At 38.2% G+C, this 14,786-nt stretch carries 28 protein-coding genes; all 28 read right to left on the bottom strand.

What is annotated here, in order from left to right; all coding sequences use genetic code 11:
- Nucleotides 1–90: 90 nt before the first annotated feature.
- The 28 genes from rpsM to rpsL all read right to left on the bottom strand — a co-directional run bounded on the left by rpsM (nt 91) and on the right by rpsL (nt 14,759).
- Nucleotides 91–465, bottom strand: coding sequence for a 30S ribosomal protein S13 (gene rpsM / locus VLZ86_RS07245; RefSeq protein WP_325449958.1), 375 nt, complete (start codon nt 463–465; stop codon nt 91–93).
- A 2-nt stretch (nt 466–467) separates the two neighbouring features.
- Entirely contained in the window at nt 468–584 is a 117-nt protein-coding gene (gene ykgO, locus VLZ86_RS07240; RefSeq protein ID WP_008269159.1) for a type B 50S ribosomal protein L36, read from the bottom strand.
- 78 nt (nt 585–662) lie between these two features.
- Nucleotides 663–878: a translation initiation factor IF-1 gene (infA, locus tag VLZ86_RS07235; RefSeq protein WP_146893516.1), complete on the bottom strand. Its 216-nt coding sequence runs from the start codon at nt 876–878 to the stop codon at nt 663–665.
- A gap of 7 nt (nt 879–885) precedes the next feature.
- The gene (gene secY / locus VLZ86_RS07230) at nt 886–2,232 is read right to left on the bottom strand and encodes a preprotein translocase subunit SecY (protein WP_325449957.1); all 1,347 of its coding nucleotides are present in this window, start codon (nt 2,230–2,232) and stop codon (nt 886–888) included.
- A 13-nt stretch (nt 2,233–2,245) separates the two neighbouring features.
- A complete protein-coding gene (gene rplO, locus VLZ86_RS07225; protein WP_325449956.1) occupies nt 2,246–2,698 on the bottom strand; it encodes a 50S ribosomal protein L15 in 453 nt (150 codons plus the stop codon).
- A gap of 12 nt (nt 2,699–2,710) precedes the next feature.
- Nucleotides 2,711–2,893: a 50S ribosomal protein L30 gene (rpmD, locus tag VLZ86_RS07220; RefSeq protein ID WP_325449955.1), complete on the bottom strand. Its 183-nt coding sequence runs from the start codon at nt 2,891–2,893 to the stop codon at nt 2,711–2,713.
- Nucleotides 2,894–2,904: 11 nt separating this feature from the next.
- A complete protein-coding gene (gene rpsE, locus VLZ86_RS07215) occupies nt 2,905–3,429 on the bottom strand; it encodes a 30S ribosomal protein S5 (protein ID WP_129018495.1) in 525 nt (174 codons plus the stop codon).
- A gap of 4 nt (nt 3,430–3,433) precedes the next feature.
- A complete protein-coding gene (gene rplR, locus VLZ86_RS07210; RefSeq protein WP_325449954.1) occupies nt 3,434–3,790 on the bottom strand; it encodes a 50S ribosomal protein L18 in 357 nt (118 codons plus the stop codon).
- Nucleotides 3,791–3,800: 10 nt separating this feature from the next.
- Complete coding sequence (gene rplF / locus VLZ86_RS07205; protein ID WP_325449953.1) at nt 3,801–4,343, bottom strand: 50S ribosomal protein L6; 543 nt, start codon at nt 4,341–4,343, stop codon at nt 3,801–3,803.
- A 12-nt stretch (nt 4,344–4,355) separates the two neighbouring features.
- The gene (gene rpsH / locus VLZ86_RS07200; RefSeq protein WP_325449952.1) at nt 4,356–4,754 is read right to left on the bottom strand and encodes a 30S ribosomal protein S8; all 399 of its coding nucleotides are present in this window, start codon (nt 4,752–4,754) and stop codon (nt 4,356–4,358) included.
- An 87-nt stretch (nt 4,755–4,841) separates the two neighbouring features.
- Complete coding sequence (rpsN, locus tag VLZ86_RS07195) at nt 4,842–5,111, bottom strand: 30S ribosomal protein S14 (protein ID WP_325449951.1); 270 nt, start codon at nt 5,109–5,111, stop codon at nt 4,842–4,844.
- A gap of 3 nt (nt 5,112–5,114) precedes the next feature.
- Entirely contained in the window at nt 5,115–5,666 is a 552-nt protein-coding gene (rplE, locus tag VLZ86_RS07190) for a 50S ribosomal protein L5 (RefSeq protein WP_325449950.1), read from the bottom strand.
- A 2-nt stretch (nt 5,667–5,668) separates the two neighbouring features.
- Nucleotides 5,669–5,980 carry a 50S ribosomal protein L24 gene (rplX, locus tag VLZ86_RS07185; RefSeq protein WP_325449949.1) on the bottom strand — a complete coding sequence of 104 codons (312 nt, stop codon included), beginning with the start codon at nt 5,978–5,980 and terminating at the stop codon, nt 5,669–5,671.
- 11 nt (nt 5,981–5,991) lie between these two features.
- Nucleotides 5,992–6,360: a 50S ribosomal protein L14 gene (rplN, locus tag VLZ86_RS07180; protein ID WP_129018488.1), complete on the bottom strand. Its 369-nt coding sequence runs from the start codon at nt 6,358–6,360 to the stop codon at nt 5,992–5,994.
- 2 nt (nt 6,361–6,362) lie between these two features.
- On the bottom strand, nt 6,363–6,620 hold the full coding sequence (rpsQ, locus tag VLZ86_RS07175; RefSeq protein ID WP_013869035.1) for a 30S ribosomal protein S17: 258 nt from the start codon (nt 6,618–6,620) through the stop codon (nt 6,363–6,365).
- 18 nt (nt 6,621–6,638) lie between these two features.
- Nucleotides 6,639–6,830, bottom strand: a complete 192-nt coding sequence (gene rpmC / locus VLZ86_RS07170; RefSeq protein WP_027126039.1) for a 50S ribosomal protein L29 — start codon at nt 6,828–6,830, stop codon at nt 6,639–6,641.
- 12 nt (nt 6,831–6,842) lie between these two features.
- Entirely contained in the window at nt 6,843–7,268 is a 426-nt protein-coding gene (rplP, locus tag VLZ86_RS07165) for a 50S ribosomal protein L16 (protein WP_325449948.1), read from the bottom strand.
- A gap of 19 nt (nt 7,269–7,287) precedes the next feature.
- Nucleotides 7,288–8,019 carry a 30S ribosomal protein S3 gene (rpsC, locus tag VLZ86_RS07160; RefSeq protein ID WP_325449947.1) on the bottom strand — a complete coding sequence of 244 codons (732 nt, stop codon included), beginning with the start codon at nt 8,017–8,019 and terminating at the stop codon, nt 7,288–7,290.
- Between the two features lie 8 nt (nt 8,020–8,027).
- Nucleotides 8,028–8,435 carry a 50S ribosomal protein L22 gene (gene rplV / locus VLZ86_RS07155; RefSeq protein ID WP_027126036.1) on the bottom strand — a complete coding sequence of 136 codons (408 nt, stop codon included), beginning with the start codon at nt 8,433–8,435 and terminating at the stop codon, nt 8,028–8,030.
- Between the two features lie 8 nt (nt 8,436–8,443).
- On the bottom strand, nt 8,444–8,722 hold the full coding sequence (rpsS, locus tag VLZ86_RS07150) for a 30S ribosomal protein S19 (RefSeq protein ID WP_129018485.1): 279 nt from the start codon (nt 8,720–8,722) through the stop codon (nt 8,444–8,446).
- Nucleotides 8,723–8,732: 10 nt separating this feature from the next.
- Complete coding sequence (gene rplB / locus VLZ86_RS07145) at nt 8,733–9,560, bottom strand: 50S ribosomal protein L2 (protein WP_325449946.1); 828 nt, start codon at nt 9,558–9,560, stop codon at nt 8,733–8,735.
- Nucleotides 9,561–9,570: 10 nt separating this feature from the next.
- Nucleotides 9,571–9,861: a 50S ribosomal protein L23 gene (gene rplW / locus VLZ86_RS07140; protein ID WP_325449945.1), complete on the bottom strand. Its 291-nt coding sequence runs from the start codon at nt 9,859–9,861 to the stop codon at nt 9,571–9,573.
- A gap of 6 nt (nt 9,862–9,867) precedes the next feature.
- Nucleotides 9,868–10,497 (bottom strand): 50S ribosomal protein L4, encoded by a 630-nt coding sequence (rplD, locus tag VLZ86_RS07135; protein WP_325449944.1) that lies wholly within the window; start codon nt 10,495–10,497, stop codon nt 9,868–9,870.
- Nucleotides 10,497–11,111, bottom strand: coding sequence for a 50S ribosomal protein L3 (gene rplC, locus VLZ86_RS07130; protein ID WP_325449943.1), 615 nt, complete (start codon nt 11,109–11,111; stop codon nt 10,497–10,499). The genes rplD and rplC overlap by 1 nt, the downstream gene beginning before the upstream one ends.
- Nucleotides 11,112–11,366: 255 nt before the next feature.
- The gene (gene rpsJ / locus VLZ86_RS07125) at nt 11,367–11,672 is read right to left on the bottom strand and encodes a 30S ribosomal protein S10 (protein ID WP_129018480.1); all 306 of its coding nucleotides are present in this window, start codon (nt 11,670–11,672) and stop codon (nt 11,367–11,369) included.
- Between the two features lie 11 nt (nt 11,673–11,683).
- Entirely contained in the window at nt 11,684–13,810 is a 2,127-nt protein-coding gene (gene fusA / locus VLZ86_RS07120; protein WP_325449942.1) for an elongation factor G, read from the bottom strand.
- Between the two features lie 3 nt (nt 13,811–13,813).
- Nucleotides 13,814–14,290, bottom strand: a complete 477-nt coding sequence (gene rpsG / locus VLZ86_RS07115; protein WP_325449941.1) for a 30S ribosomal protein S7 — start codon at nt 14,288–14,290, stop codon at nt 13,814–13,816.
- A 94-nt stretch (nt 14,291–14,384) separates the two neighbouring features.
- Nucleotides 14,385–14,759 (bottom strand): 30S ribosomal protein S12, encoded by a 375-nt coding sequence (rpsL, locus tag VLZ86_RS07110; protein WP_325449940.1) that lies wholly within the window; start codon nt 14,757–14,759, stop codon nt 14,385–14,387.
- Nucleotides 14,760–14,786: the final 27 nt, after the last annotated feature.

The following is a 14,786-nucleotide window of genomic DNA, read 5'->3' as shown; positions in this document are numbered from 1 at the left end:
GTTGTTAGCTTTTAGTTGTTAGAATCCTAGACTTTTACATTTCAGACAGATTCATCTAACGTCTCATTACTAATGACTAATGTCTTGTTATTATTTAGTTACTTTTTTCTTGTTAGCAACAGTTTTTCTTCTACCTTTTCTAGTTCTAGAGTTGTTTTTAGTACGTTGACCTCTTAACGGAAGTCCAACTCTATGACGAATACCTCTGTAACATCCAATATCCATTAATCGCTTAATGTTTATTTGGATCTCTGAACGCAATTCACCTTCAATAGTAAAAGCTCCAACAGCCTCACGGATATTACTGATTTCATCATCCGTCCAGTCTTGGACTTTTGTGTTTTCGTCAACTTTAGCTTGGGCTAAAATATCTTTTGCTCTGCTTGCACCTATCCCATAGATGTAAGTTAAAGAGATTACTCCTCTTTTCTGTTTTGGTATATCAACACCTGCAATTCTTGCCATATCTATCCTTGTCTTTGTTTGAATCTAGGATTCTTTTTGTTAATGACGTAAAGTCTTCCTTTTCGACGTACCAATTTACAGTCGGCACTTCTTTTTTTAACTGATGCTCTTACTTTCATTTCTATAAATGATTAATAATTAACGATTGATGATTAACGATTGTTGATTTAAAATTCCAAAAAACGTCAATCCGCAATCTAATATCTGTAGGTTATGCGAGCCTTTGATAAATCATAAGGACTCATTTCCAATTTAACTTTGTCTCCTGGTAACAATTTGATGTAGTGCATACGCATTTTACCAGAAATATGCGCTGTTACAATATGTCCATTTTCTAATTCAACACGGAACATAGCATTTGATAATGCTTCAATTATTGATCCGTCTTGTTCTATTGATGCTTGTTTTGCCATAATAATATTAAGCTACTGCTTTTCTATTTTTGCCGGTTTTCATTAAGCCGTCATAGTGTTTGTTCAATAGGTAAGAGTTTACCTGTTGCATGGTATCAATTGCCACTCCTACCATAATCAGTAATGATGTACCTCCAAAGAACAATGCCCAACCATCCTGCACGCCCATCAATTTAACTACAACCGCTGGGAACACAGCAATCATTGCCAAAAATATAGAACCTGGTAAGGTTATTTGAGACATTATCTTATCTAAATATTCAGAAGTTTCTGTTCCTGGTCTAATCCCAGGTATAAAACCACCACTACGTTTTAAATCGTCTGCCATTTTATTGGTCGGTACAGTAATGGCGGTGTAGAAATACGTAAACACGATAATCAACAATGCGAATACTATATTGTACCAAAGACCAAAAAAGTCATTGAAATTAGTTTGTAACCATTGGCCAACCGGACCTTCACCCAATCCTTTACCAATTAAAGTAGGAACAAACATAATTGCTTGTGCAAAGATAATTGGCATAACACCTGAAGCGTTCAATTTTAAAGGTAAAAATTGTCTTGATCCAAATACATTCTTTTCGTATCCACCAGAAGCAGTACGACGTGCGTATTGAACTGCAATCTTACGTACCCCCATGACTAACATGATGGACAATAAGATGATCACAAACCATATTACCAATTCAATCAATACCATCATTAAACCACCGTTTCCACCACCTTCTACTCTAGAAGCGAAGTTTTGAACAAATGATGCAGGCATACGTGCAATGATACCAACCATAATTAATAATGAGATTCCATTACCAATACCTTTGTCAGTAATCTTTTCACCCAGCCACATTGCAAAAACGGTACCAGTTACCAAAATAATTACTGAAGAAACGTAGAACATAGTTCCTGTTCCCAATAAAAATGCTGAGGAAGGAATCCCTAAAGCTGGTAAACTTGCTAAATAGCCAGGTGCTTGCACCAAACAAATACCAATAGTCAACCAACGTGTGATTTGAGTTATTTTCTTTTGACCACTCGCCCCATCCTTCTGTAATTTTTGAAGGTAAGGGATTGCAATACCCATTAACTGAACAACAATTGAAGCCGAAATGTATGGCATGATCCCCAAGGCAAATACAGAGGCATTTGCAAAAGCTCCACCGGTAAAGGCATTAAGAAGTCCTAAAATACCTTGATCGGTATTACTGGCCAACGCACCTAATTGACTTGCGTCAATTCCTGGCAAAACTACTTGAGCACCAAAACGATAAACTAAAAGAAGACCAAGCGTAAGCATGATTCTATCTTTTAGTTCTGTTATTTTCCAAACATTTTTTAAAGTCTCTATAAATTTCATCCTCTAAACGATCTTATAAAGTTACAGCTTCTCCTCCTGCAGCTTCAATAGCAGCTTTTGCTGAAGCAGTAAATTTATGAGCGGTTACGGTTAATTTTGAGGTTAACTCTCCACGACCTAATATTTTCACAAGATCATTCTTGTTTACAATACCCAGTTCTAAAAGTGTCACCAAATCAACAGTATCCTTAATGATTTTGTCATCTACCAATTGTTGTAATTTATCAAGATTCACACCTTGGTACTCCACACGATTGATATTTGTAAATCCAAACTTAGGCACACGTCTTTGAAGTGGCATTTGTCCACCTTCAAATCCTACTTTCTTTGAATAACCAGAACGCGATTTAGCTCCTTTGTGACCACGAGTTGCAGTACCACCTTTTCCAGAACCTTGTCCTCTACCTATTCTTTTGCCTTGATTTTTAACTGACCCTTCAGCCGGTTTTAAATTACTTAAATCCATTATTATGCTGTATTATTTTGTTTCTTCAACAGAAACTAAATGTTGAACTTTATTAATCATTCCAAGGATACTTGGCGTATCGTCATGCTCAACAACCTGATTCATTTTACGTAATCCCAAAGATTCCAATATTCTCTTTTGTCTTAGCGTACGGTTGATAGCACTCTTTACTTTTTTTACTCTAATCTTTGCCATTATTGTATTGATTAACCGTTAAATACTTTTTCAAGTGAAATTCCTCTATCCTTAGCAACAGATTTTGCACTTCTCAATTGTAATAAAGCATCAAAAGTTGCTTTTACTACGTTATGAGGATTTGAAGATCCTTGAGATTTTGATAATACATCTTGAATACCTACTGCTTCCAAAACCGTTCTTACAGCTCCACCAGCAATAACTCCAGTACCTTCAGTAGCTGGGATGATATTTACTCGGGCACCGCCGTATTTTCCTTTTTGTTCGTGAGGTAATGTTTTTCTAAGAAGTGGAATTCTTACCAAGTTTTTCTTGGCATCTTCAATACCCTTAGCAATAGCAGTTGCAACATCTTTAGATTTCCCTAAACCTTGTCCAACAACACCCGCTTCATCTCCAACTACAACGATAGCTGAAAAACCGAATGCTCTACCACCTTTAGTAACTTTAGTAACTCTTTGTACCCCTATAAGATGATCTTTAAGGTCTAAACCACTTGGTTTTACTAATTCTGCGTTTTTATATTTTCGATACATAGTCTTAAAATTTTAGTCCTGCTTCTCTAGCACCATCTGCTAACGATTTTACTCTTCCGTGATATTGATACCCACCTCTATCAAAAGAGATCGTTTCTACACCAGCCTTCAATGCTTTTTCACCAAGCGCTTTCCCTACAAGGGCAGCGATTTCTGATTTGGTTCCTTTTGCAGAACTAATATCTTTGTCTCTTGAAGATGCAGCACTAATAGTATTACCAGTTACATCATCTATAATTTGAGCATAAATTTCTTTATTGCTTCTAAATACAGCCAAACGAGGTCTTGCTTCTGTTCCAGAAACAACCTTACGGATTCTGTTTTTTATTCTTAATCTTCTTTGATTTTTTGTCAATGCCATAACTAATCGATTATGCTGATTTACCTGCTTTTCTTCTTAATTCTTCTCCTACAAACTTAATTCCTTTTCCTTTGTAAGGCTCAGGCTTTCTGTATCCACGAATCTTCGCAGCTACCTGTCCTACCAATTGTTTGTCATGAGAAGTCAACTTTACGATTGGATTCTTTCCTTTTTCAGAAATCGTCTCTACTATAACCTCAGGTGCTACCGATAAAACGATATTATGAGAGAATCCTAAAGCCAAATCTAATTTTTGTCCTTGGTTTGTAGCTCTATAACCTACACCTACCAATTCCAATTTTTTGGTCCAACCTTCTGATACTCCGTGTACCATATTATTTACCAATGATCTGTAAAGACCATGGTTAGTTCTTGCTTCTTTACTGTCTGATGGACGTGCCACTGACACTTCACCATCTTTAACTGTAATTTCAACGTTTGAAAACTCTTGAGTTAATTCACCCAACTTACCTTTTACGGTAATCACGTTGTCTTTCACGTCTACTGTAACTCCTTCCGGAATTGCTACTGGATTATTTCCTATTCTTGACATATCTTCCCTTTTTTAGTAAACGTAGCACAATAATTCACCACCAACATTCGCTCTATGCGCTTGCTTTCCTGTCATTACTCCATGAGAAGTAGAGACGATTGCAATTCCAAGACCGTTAAGGATTCTTGGCATTTCACTAGAACTTGCGTATTTACGTAAACCTGGTTTACTTAATCTTTGAATTTTTCTGATCACAGGTTCTTTAGTCTCTTTGTTATACTTAAGCGCTATCTTAATAGTGCCTTGTACTGAAGAGTCATCAAACTTGTAACTTAAAATATATCCTTGGTCGAATAATATTTTAGTAATTTCTTTTTTTAGATTGGATGCAGGGATCTCAACTACTCTGTGGTTGGCCTTAACTGCATTTCTAACTCGCGTTAGATAATCTGCGATTGGATCTGTATTCATTTATATTAAATTGCGGGCGTGGTTTTTGGTTCTCCCCAAACCTTTGCCCAGTTCATACTCTTATTGAGATGCGAAATTTCGCATCAATTACCAAGATGCTTTTCTAACACCTGGTATCAACCCTTGGTTTGCCATTTCACGTAACATAACACGAGAGATTCCAAAAATACGAACGTATCCTCTTGGTCTTCCGGTCAATTTACAACGGTTGTGCAAACGTACTGGTGATGCATTTCTTGGTAATCTTTGTAAGCCTTCATAATCGCCAGCTTCTTTTAAAGCTTTGCGTTTATCAGCATACTTATCTACCATTCTTTGTCTTTTCACCTCACGGGCTTTCATTGATTCTTTAGCCATATCTTAATTCTTTTGAAAAGGTAAACCCAATTCTGTTAATAGCGATTTTGCTTCTTTATCTGTATCGGCTGAAGTAACAAACGTAATATCCATTCCAGATATGTTATTGACTTTATCAATATCAATTTCCGGGAATATAATTTGCTCAGTAATACCCAAGTTGTAGTTACCTCTACCGTCAAAGCCTTTGGCCTTAATCCCGTTGAAGTCTCTTACTCGTGGTAATGCTGATGTCACCAAACGGTCTAGAAACTCATACATTTGCTCACCGCGTAATGTAACTCTAGCGCCAACTGGCATACCTTTACGTAATTTAAACGATGCGATATCTTTTTTAGATAATGTAGGAACCGCTTTTTGACCAGAGATCTTGGTCAACTCGTCCACTGCATGGTCTACTAACTTCTTATCGGCAACGGCAGCACCAACTCCTTTAGATAATACTATCTTTTGAAGTTTAGGAACTTGCATTACGTTCTTATATCCGAATTCTTCTGTAAGAGCCGAAATTACTTTCTCGTTATACTCTTGTTTTAATCTTGGAATATATGCCATAACTAAATTACTTCATTTGATTTCTTAGAAAATCTCACTTTTTTATCGCCTTCCATTCTATAACCAACACGTGTTGTTTCCCCTTTCTTGTTCAAAAGGGATAGGTTGGAAATATGAATAGGCGCTTCTTTCTCTACAATACCACCTTGAGGACTTTGTGCACTTGGTTTAGTATGTTTCTTAACCATGTTCACGCCTTCAACGATCGCCTTGTTTTTTTCCTTTAAGATCTTGACAACCTTACCTTCTGTACCTTTATGGTCTCCGGCAATGACTTGTACTGTATCTCCTGTTTTTATTTTAAACTTTGTCATCTTATTAGTCATTAAAGCACTTCAGGTGCCAATGATACAATTTTCATGAATTGTTTATCACGAAGTTCTCTTGCTACAGGTCCAAAAACACGCGTGCCTCTCATTTCTCCTTGCGGATTCAAAAGTACACAAGCGTTATCATCAAATCTGATATATGATCCGTCCGGGCGTCTAACTTCCTTTTTAGTACGTACAACAACGGCTGTAGAAACAGCTCCTTTCTTGATGTTACCGTTAGGCGTTGCATCTTTTACAGAAACAACTATCTTATCACCTAGAGAAGCATACCTTCTTTTAGTACCACCTAGAACACGGATAGTCAATACTTCCTTTGCTCCAGTGTTATCAGCTACTTTTAATCTTGATTCTTGTTGTAACATAATTACTTAGCTCTTTCAATTATTTCTACTAGTCTCCAACATTTAGATTTACTTAAAGGTCGTGTTTCCATGATCTTTACCGTATCTCCAATGTTACAGTCATTTGTCTCATCGTGCGCAACGTATTTTTTCGTTTTTAACACGAATTTTCCATACATAGGATGTTTTACTTTCTTAACTTCGGCAACAACGATGGATTTCATCATTTTGTTACTAGTTACAACTCCTATACGTTCTTTTCTTAAATTTCTTTTTTCCATCGTTCAGCGGAATACAAATTATTGTACTTCTCTTTTAGTTAATTCGGTTGCAATTCTTGCTACAGAACGTCTCACGTTGCGTAATTGAATCGGATTTTCTAAAGGTGAGATTGCATGAGCCATATTGAGGTCTGCATAACTCTTTTTAGTTTCACCTAACTTATCTTGTAATTCAGCTGTAGAAAGCTGTTTAATTTCTGATTGCTTCATAATATCTATGTATTAAACTCCGTAATCTCTGGCGACTAAGAATTTTGTTTTTACAGGTAATTTTTGAGCTGCCAAACGCAATGCTTCTTTTGCAACGTCCATTGACACGCCACCTACTTCAAACATAACCCTACCAGGTTTTACTACAGCTACCCAATATTCTACAGCACCTTTACCTTTACCCATACGTACTTCAAGAGGCTTTTTTGTAATAGGCTTGTCTGGAAATATTTTGATCCAAAGTTGCCCTTCTCTTTTCATAAAACGTGTAGCTGCAATACGAGCTGCTTCAATTTGTCGAGATGTTAAAAACATTCCCGTTTCGTGTACCGATTTTATACCGAACATTCCATTTGAAAGTTCATGTCCTCTACCGGCATTTCCTTTCATGCGGCCTTTTTGCTGCTTACGGAATTTTGTCTTTCTAGGTTGTAACATTTTTCTTTAACTTTAAAAATTACTTTCTACGACGAGCCTTGCTTGGCCCACCACGTCTTGGCGCATCAGATCCTCCTTTGCCACCTTGTTTTTTGGATAATCCAACCAACGGTGAAAGATCTCTTTTACCATACACTTCACCTTTCATGATCCAAACTTTAACACCCAATCTACCATAAGTAGTATGTGCCTCAACTAAAGCGTAGTCAATATCGGCTCTAAACGTCGATAATGGAATTCTTCCTTCTTTGTAGTGTTCAGATCGTGCCATCTCAGCACCGTTTAAACGACCACTAATTTGGATCTTGATCCCTTCCGCATTCATTCGCATTGTTGCAGCAATTGCCATTTTGATGGCACGTCTGTATGAAATACGATTCTCGATTTGACGAGCAACGCTAGATGCTACTAAAAATGCATCCAATTCTGGTCTCTTGATCTCGAAGATGTTCAATTGAACTTCCTTATCAGTAATTTTCTTAAGCTCCTCTTTTAACTTGTCTACCTCTTGGCCACCTTTCCCAATAATAATACCAGGTCTTGCAGTTGTGATAGTAACGGTTACAAGTTTAAGCGTACGCTCAATAATTACTCTTGACACACTTGCTTTAGATAAACGAGCGTGAACATATTTTCTAATCTTATCGTCTTCAGCAAGTTTATCTCCATAATCATTGCCACCGTACCAGTTAGATTCCCATCCTCTGATAATTCCTAAACGATTTCCGATTGGATTTGTCTTTTGTCCCATATCTCTATTTAAGCTTGTGTGTTATTGTTTGCTCCTATTACCACAGTTACGTGGTTGGAACGTTTTCTTATTCTGTGTGCGCGACCCTGAGGTGCTGGACGTAATCTTTTCAACATTGCGCCACCATCTACTCTGATCTCTTTTACGAATAAGTCAGCATCTTCAATGCTTGCGTCTTCGTTTTTAGCTTGCCAATTGGCAATTGCTGAAAGCACCAACTTCTCTAATCTGCGAGATGCTTCTTTAGGGCTAAATCTTAAGATATTTAGAGCCATCTCAGCTTTTTGTCCTCTTACCAAATCCGCAACTAAGCGCATTTTTCTAGGTGATGTAGGACAGTTATTAAGCTTTGCAAAAGCGATATGCTTTTTTTCTTCCTTAATAGCGTCTGCCATTTGTTTTTTACGACTTCCCATAGCTCTACTTATTTTTTACCTTTATTTTTTGCACCTGCGTGACCTCTAAAAGATCGGGTTGGTGAAAATTCTCCTAACTTGTGACCTACCATGTTCTCAGTTACATAAACTGGTACAAATTGACGACCATTGTGAACAGCAATTGTTTGTCCAACAAAATCCGGTGAAATCATAGAGGCTCTAGACCATGTTTTGATTACCGTCTTTTTGTTTGAAGTTACATTCTCTTCAACTTTTTTACTCAATTTATAATGGATGTAAGGTCCTTTTTTTAATGAACGTGCCATATTATCTCAATTATTTCTTTCTACGTTCTACAATATACTTGTTGCTCGCTTTGGTTTTCGTACGTGTTCTGTAACCTTTAGCTGGAATACCGTTTCTTGATCTTGGATGACCACCTGAAGCACGACCTTCACCACCACCCATTGGGTGATCGACAGGGTTCATCGCTACTGGTCTTACACGTGGACGTCTTCCTAACCATCTTGATCTACCTGCTTTACCAGATACAATCAACTGATGATCATGGTTGGACACCGCGCCAATTGTTGCCATACATTCTACAAGAATCAAACGGGTCTCTCCAGAAGGTAATTTCACAGATGCGAATTTTCCATCCCTCGCCATTAATTGAGCGAATGAACCTGCACTTCTTGCCATGATTGCTCCTTGTCCAGGACGCAATTCGATACATGAAATAATAGTACCAAGCGGTACATGTTTCAACGTCATTGCATTTCCTATTTCTGGAGCAATGTTTTCAGTTCCAGAAACGACATTCTGACCAACTTTCAAACCAGCTTGAGCGATAACGTAACGTTTTTCACCATCTTGATAGTTTAAAAGAGCAATAAATGCTGTTCTGTTTGGATCGTATTCGATAGAAGCAACTTCTGCTGGAATTCCAGTTTTGTTACGTTTGAAATCGATGATACGATACCTTCTTTTATGCCCACCACCAATTTGGCGCATGGTCATTTTTCCTTGACTGTTTCTACCACCTGATCTTTTGTTCGGAACGAGCAAGCTCTTTTCCGGCTTATCAGTAGTAATGGCGTCAAAACCATTTACTACTCTAAATCGCTGACCTGGTGTGACCGGTTTTAATTTTCTTACTGACATTTGTCTTTAATTACATGTTAGTGTATAAATCAATAGATTCACCTTCCGCCAGCTGTACAATTGCTTTTTTAACAGCATTTGTTTTACCATTTTGGATCCCAGTCTTTGTGTGACGGGTTCTTCTATCTGGACGGACACTTATAGTACGAACTTTTTCAACGGAAACACCATAAGCAGCTTCCACCGCTTTTTTTATTTCAACCTTGTTCGCCTTCGTATTTACTTGAAAGCTAAAGCAGTTGTTCAACTCACTATTCATAGTCGCTTTTTCAGTAATAATAGGTTTAATTAAGATGCTCATGTTTCCTTATTTACTTAAATTCGATTCAATTCCTTCCAAAGCACTCTCTAAAAGGACTAATTTATTTGCATTTAAAATCTTGTAAGTGCTTAATTCTGAGTTCATTATAACGTCAGAACCTTTTAAATTACGTGAGGACAAATATACATTATTATTTGACGCTCCCAACACAAACAAGGATTTTTTATTCTCAACACCCAACGCTTTCAATACGTTAGTGAAGTTTTTGGTTTTTGGAGTATCAAAATTAAAGTCCTCCATAACCACGATTGCCTCGTCATTAGCTTTCATTGTTAAGGCCGATTTTCGCGCTAAACGCTTAAGGCCTTTGTTCAATTTGAAGCTATAGTTTTTTGGTCTTGGACCAAACATACGCCCACCACCTCTAAAGACACCAGACTTGATAGAGCCTGCACGTGCAGTACCTGTACCTTTCTGTTTTTTGATCTTACGAGTACTTCCAGAGATTTCCGCTCTTTCTTTAGTCTTATGCGTTCCTTGGCGTTGGTTGGCAAGATATTGCTTAACATCCAAGTAAACTGCATGGTTATTGGGTTCAATAGCAAACACATCTGCAGAAAGCTCAACCTTTCTACCCGTGTCTTTTCCGTTTACATCTATAACTGCTACTTTCATTATTTCTGAATAATTACATAAGAGTTCTTATGGCCAGGAACACATCCTTTAACCACCAATAAGTTCTTTTCAGGAACTACTTTGTAAACTCTTAAATTTTCAACATTCACTCTTTCGCCACCCATTCTTCCGGCCATTTTCTTCCCCTTGAATATTCTTCCAGGGTAAGAAGCTGCACCAACAGAACCAGGAGCCCTGCCAACACTTTGTTGGCCGTGGGACATTTCAGAACCACCAAAACCGTGACGTTTTACAACACCTTGGAATCCTTTTCCTTTAGATGTACCGGCAATGTCCACAAATTCACCTTCGATGAAATGTGCTACAGTGATGGCATCACCTAATTTGTAATCTCCTTCAAATCCTTGGAACTCGACGACTTTTCTCTTAACAGAAGTACCGGCTTTCTTAGCATGACCTGCTTCAGCTTTTGTGGCGCTTTTCTCTGTCTTGTCATCGAAACCAAGTTGAAGGGCACTGTACCCGTCAACCTCTTCGGTTCTGACTTGGGTAACGATACATGGTCCAGCTTCGATTACTGTACAAGGAATGTTTTTCCCGTTTTCATCAAAGATGCTGGTCATACCGATCTTTTTTCCTATTAACCCAGACATAATTATTATTTATTGATTATTATTAATTACTTACTATCTACTCATTTTCATTTTCTCGCTGGACGGACAAGTCGTGACTTGTACCTACGGTTTCAAAATATTCAGGGCCGAAAATACTTCAGCCCTGAATGTATTTTTACCGTTTTTCCTTCGCACGCAGCTTAGGACATGTCCATCCTCGCGAAAGCGGGGATCTCTCAATCAATCACAACGTGTTGTCATTTGATTTTGAGACACCTGCCTTCGCAGGTCTAATTATACTTTGATCTCTACTTCAACACCACTTGGCAATTCAAGTTTCATCAAAGCATCAATGGTTTTTGATGAAGAGCTATAGATATCCAAAAGTCTTTTGTAAGAACTTAATTGGAACTGCTCTCTAGCTTTCTTGTTGACGTGTGGAGAACGTAGTACAGTGAAAATTTTCTTGTGCGTTGGTAATGGAATTGGTCCTGTTACAACTGCGCCAGTGCTTTTTACTGTTTTAACAATCTTGTCCGCAGATTTGTCTACTAGACTGTGATCGTATGATTTTAGCTTTATTCTGATTTTTTGACTCATTTTCTTATAGTTTAAGCTTCGACGCCTTTAGCTGCCTTAATCACTTCTTCAGATATATTAGAAGGTGTTTCAGCATAATGTGAAAATTCCATTGTTGATGTTGCACGTCCTGAAGACAATGTTCTTAATGTGGTTACATATCCAAACATTTCAGATAATGGCACAGTTGCTTTAACAGTTTTTGCTCCAGCTCTATCGCCCATATCACTCATTTGTCCTCTACGACGGTTCAAATCTCCTACAATGTCACCCATGTTTTCTTCTGGAGTGATCACTTCAATCTTCATGATAGGCTCCATGATAACCGCTTTAGCAGCTTTTGCAGCATTTCTAAATCCGATTCTTGCAGCCAATTCGAATGATAGTTGATCAGAATCGACATCATGGTAAGAACCATCCGTCAACGTTACTTTCATAGCATCAACTTCGTAGCCCGCCAATGGTCCATTCACCATGGCTTGTTTAAATCCTTTTTCAATTGACGGGATAAATTCCTTAGGAATGTTACCACCTTTGATTGCAGAAATAAACTCTAATCCAACTTTACCTTCGTCAGCTGGCTCCAATGTAAATTGGATATCAGCAAACTTACCACGACCACCAGATTGTTTTTTGTAAACTTCTCTATGTTGTGCAGCTTGGGTAATAGCTTCTTTATATTCAACTTGAGGCGCACCTTGGTTGACTTCAACTTTAAACTCACGACGCATACGGTCAACAATAATATCTAAGTGAAGCTCACCCATTCCTGATATAATTGTTTGCCCTGAAGCTTCATCAGTTCTTACTGTAAAGGTTGGGTCTTCTTCTGCCAATTTTGACAATGCCATCCCCATTTTATCAACATCAGCTTTAGTTTTTGGCTCCACAGCAATACCAATTACTGGATCTGGGAAGTCCATAGATTCTAAAACAATTGGATGTTTTTCATCAGACATGGTATCGCCAGTCTTGATATCTTTAAATCCTACAGCCGCTCCAATATCACCCGCTTCGATATAATCAAGCGCGTTTTGCTTGTTGGAGTGCATTTGATAGATACGTGAGATACGCTCCTTTTTACCTGAACGGTTGTTCAAGATATAAGAACCAGCGTCCAAACGTCCAGAGTAAACTCTAAAGAATGCCAAACGACCAACAAAAGGATCTGTAGCAATCTTAAATGCCAAAGCAGCAAACGGCTCCTTAACATCAGGTCTACGTCTTTCTTCCTTATCCGTTTCTGGATTCACGCCCACAACACTTTCTCTATCCATTGGAGAAGGTAAGTAGCGACAAACAGCATCCAATAAGAATTGAACCCCTTTATTTTTGAATGAAGATCCACATACCATTGGTATAATGGCCATATCCATAACGGCAGCTCTTAAAGCAGCATGTACTTCTTCTTCTGTAATAGAGTCTTCATCTTCCATGAATTTCTCTAATAAGTTTTCATCGTAACTAGCCACTTCCTCTATCAACAAAGCTCTGTATTGACGAACTTCTTCCTTCATTTCTTCAGGAATAGGCACTACATCATACGTAGCTCCAAAGTTTTCATCGTGCCATACTACGGCTCTATTTCTTACCAAGTCAACAACACCCTTAAAGTCGCCCTCGTCTCCAATAGGCAATACAATTGGCACTGCGTTAGACCCGAGCATTTCTTTAACCTGCTTGTTAACCTCTAAAAAGTTTGCACCTTGACGGTCCATTTTATTAACGAAACCAATTCTTGGTACTTTATAGTTATCAGCCAATCTCCAGTTAGTTTCAGATTGTGGCTCAACACCATCAACTGCACTAAACAAGAATACCAACCCATCAAGAACACGTAATGAACGGTTTACTTCAACCGTAAAGTCAACGTGACCTGGGGTATCAATAATATTAAAGTGATAACTCTGTGCATCTGCTGTTGGCTCTCCATTTTCTTTAGGAAAGACCCAATCACAGGTAGTTGCAGCTGAAGTAATGGTAATACCTCTTTCAGCTTCCTGCTCCATCAAGTCCATTGTTGATGATCCTTCGTGAGTTTCACCTAATTTATGGTTGACCCCGGTATAAAACAAAATACGTTCTGTAGTGGTTGTTTTTCCAGCATCAATATGCGCTGCAATTCCTATATTCCTTGTAAGTAATAAATCTCTTGCCATATATTAGAATCTAAAGTGTGAGAATGCTTTATTAGCTTCTGCCATTTTATGTGTATCCATACGCTTTTTAACTGCAGCGCCTTCTTCTTTGGCCGCGGCTAAAATTTCAGCAGCAAGTTTTGCTGGCATGGATTTTTCGTTTCTTTTTCGTGAGTATGTTATCATCCATTTCATGGCGGTAGATACTTTACGATCTGGACGAATTTGCATTGGGATCTGGAATGTTGCACCTCCAACACGACGGCTACGTACTTCTACGTGAGGCATTACGTTAGATAAAGCATCTTTCCATGTTTCCAAGGCTGTTTTTTCTTCGTCAGTTTTCTTTGATTCTACAATGTCAATCGCATCGTAAAATACTTTAAAAGCCACAGACTTTTTTCCATCCCACATCATCATGTTAACGAAACGAGTTACTAACTGGTCGTTAAAACGTGGATCTGGTAAAAGCGGTCTCTTTTTTGCTGCTCTTTTTCTCATGTCTTCTTTTTGAGTTTTTAGTTGTTTGTTGTTAGAGCGTAGTTATTGAGGTAAAAAACACTCAAAACTCATAACCCATAACTCCTAACTTGTTTTACTTCTTAGGGCGTTTTGTTCCGTACTTAGATCTACGTTGTGTTCTACCTGTAACACCTGCGGTGTCCAAGGCACCACGAACGATGTGATATCTAACTCCTGGCAAATCCTTTACCCTTCCACCTCTAACCAATACTATCGAGTGCTCTTGTAGATTGTGACCTTCGCCGCCGATGTATGCGTTGACCTCGTTTCCGTTTGTCAAACGAACCCTTGCTACCTTACGCATTGCTGAGTTAGGTTTTTTAGGCGTCGTCGTGTAAACACGAGTACACACACCACGTCTTTGTGGACACGAATCTAAAGCAGCCGATTTACTCTTCTTGGTTATTTTGGCTCTTCCTTTTCGTACTAATTGTGAAATTGTTGGCATATATTTCTATATAAATTTGTTTTACTC

This window comes from Gelidibacter sp., from assembly GCF_035515035.1.
Taxonomy (GTDB): domain Bacteria; phylum Bacteroidota; class Bacteroidia; order Flavobacteriales; family Flavobacteriaceae; genus Gelidibacter.
Note: the sequence above shows the minus strand (reverse complement) of the source record. Positions and strands in the feature narration are given on the sequence as shown.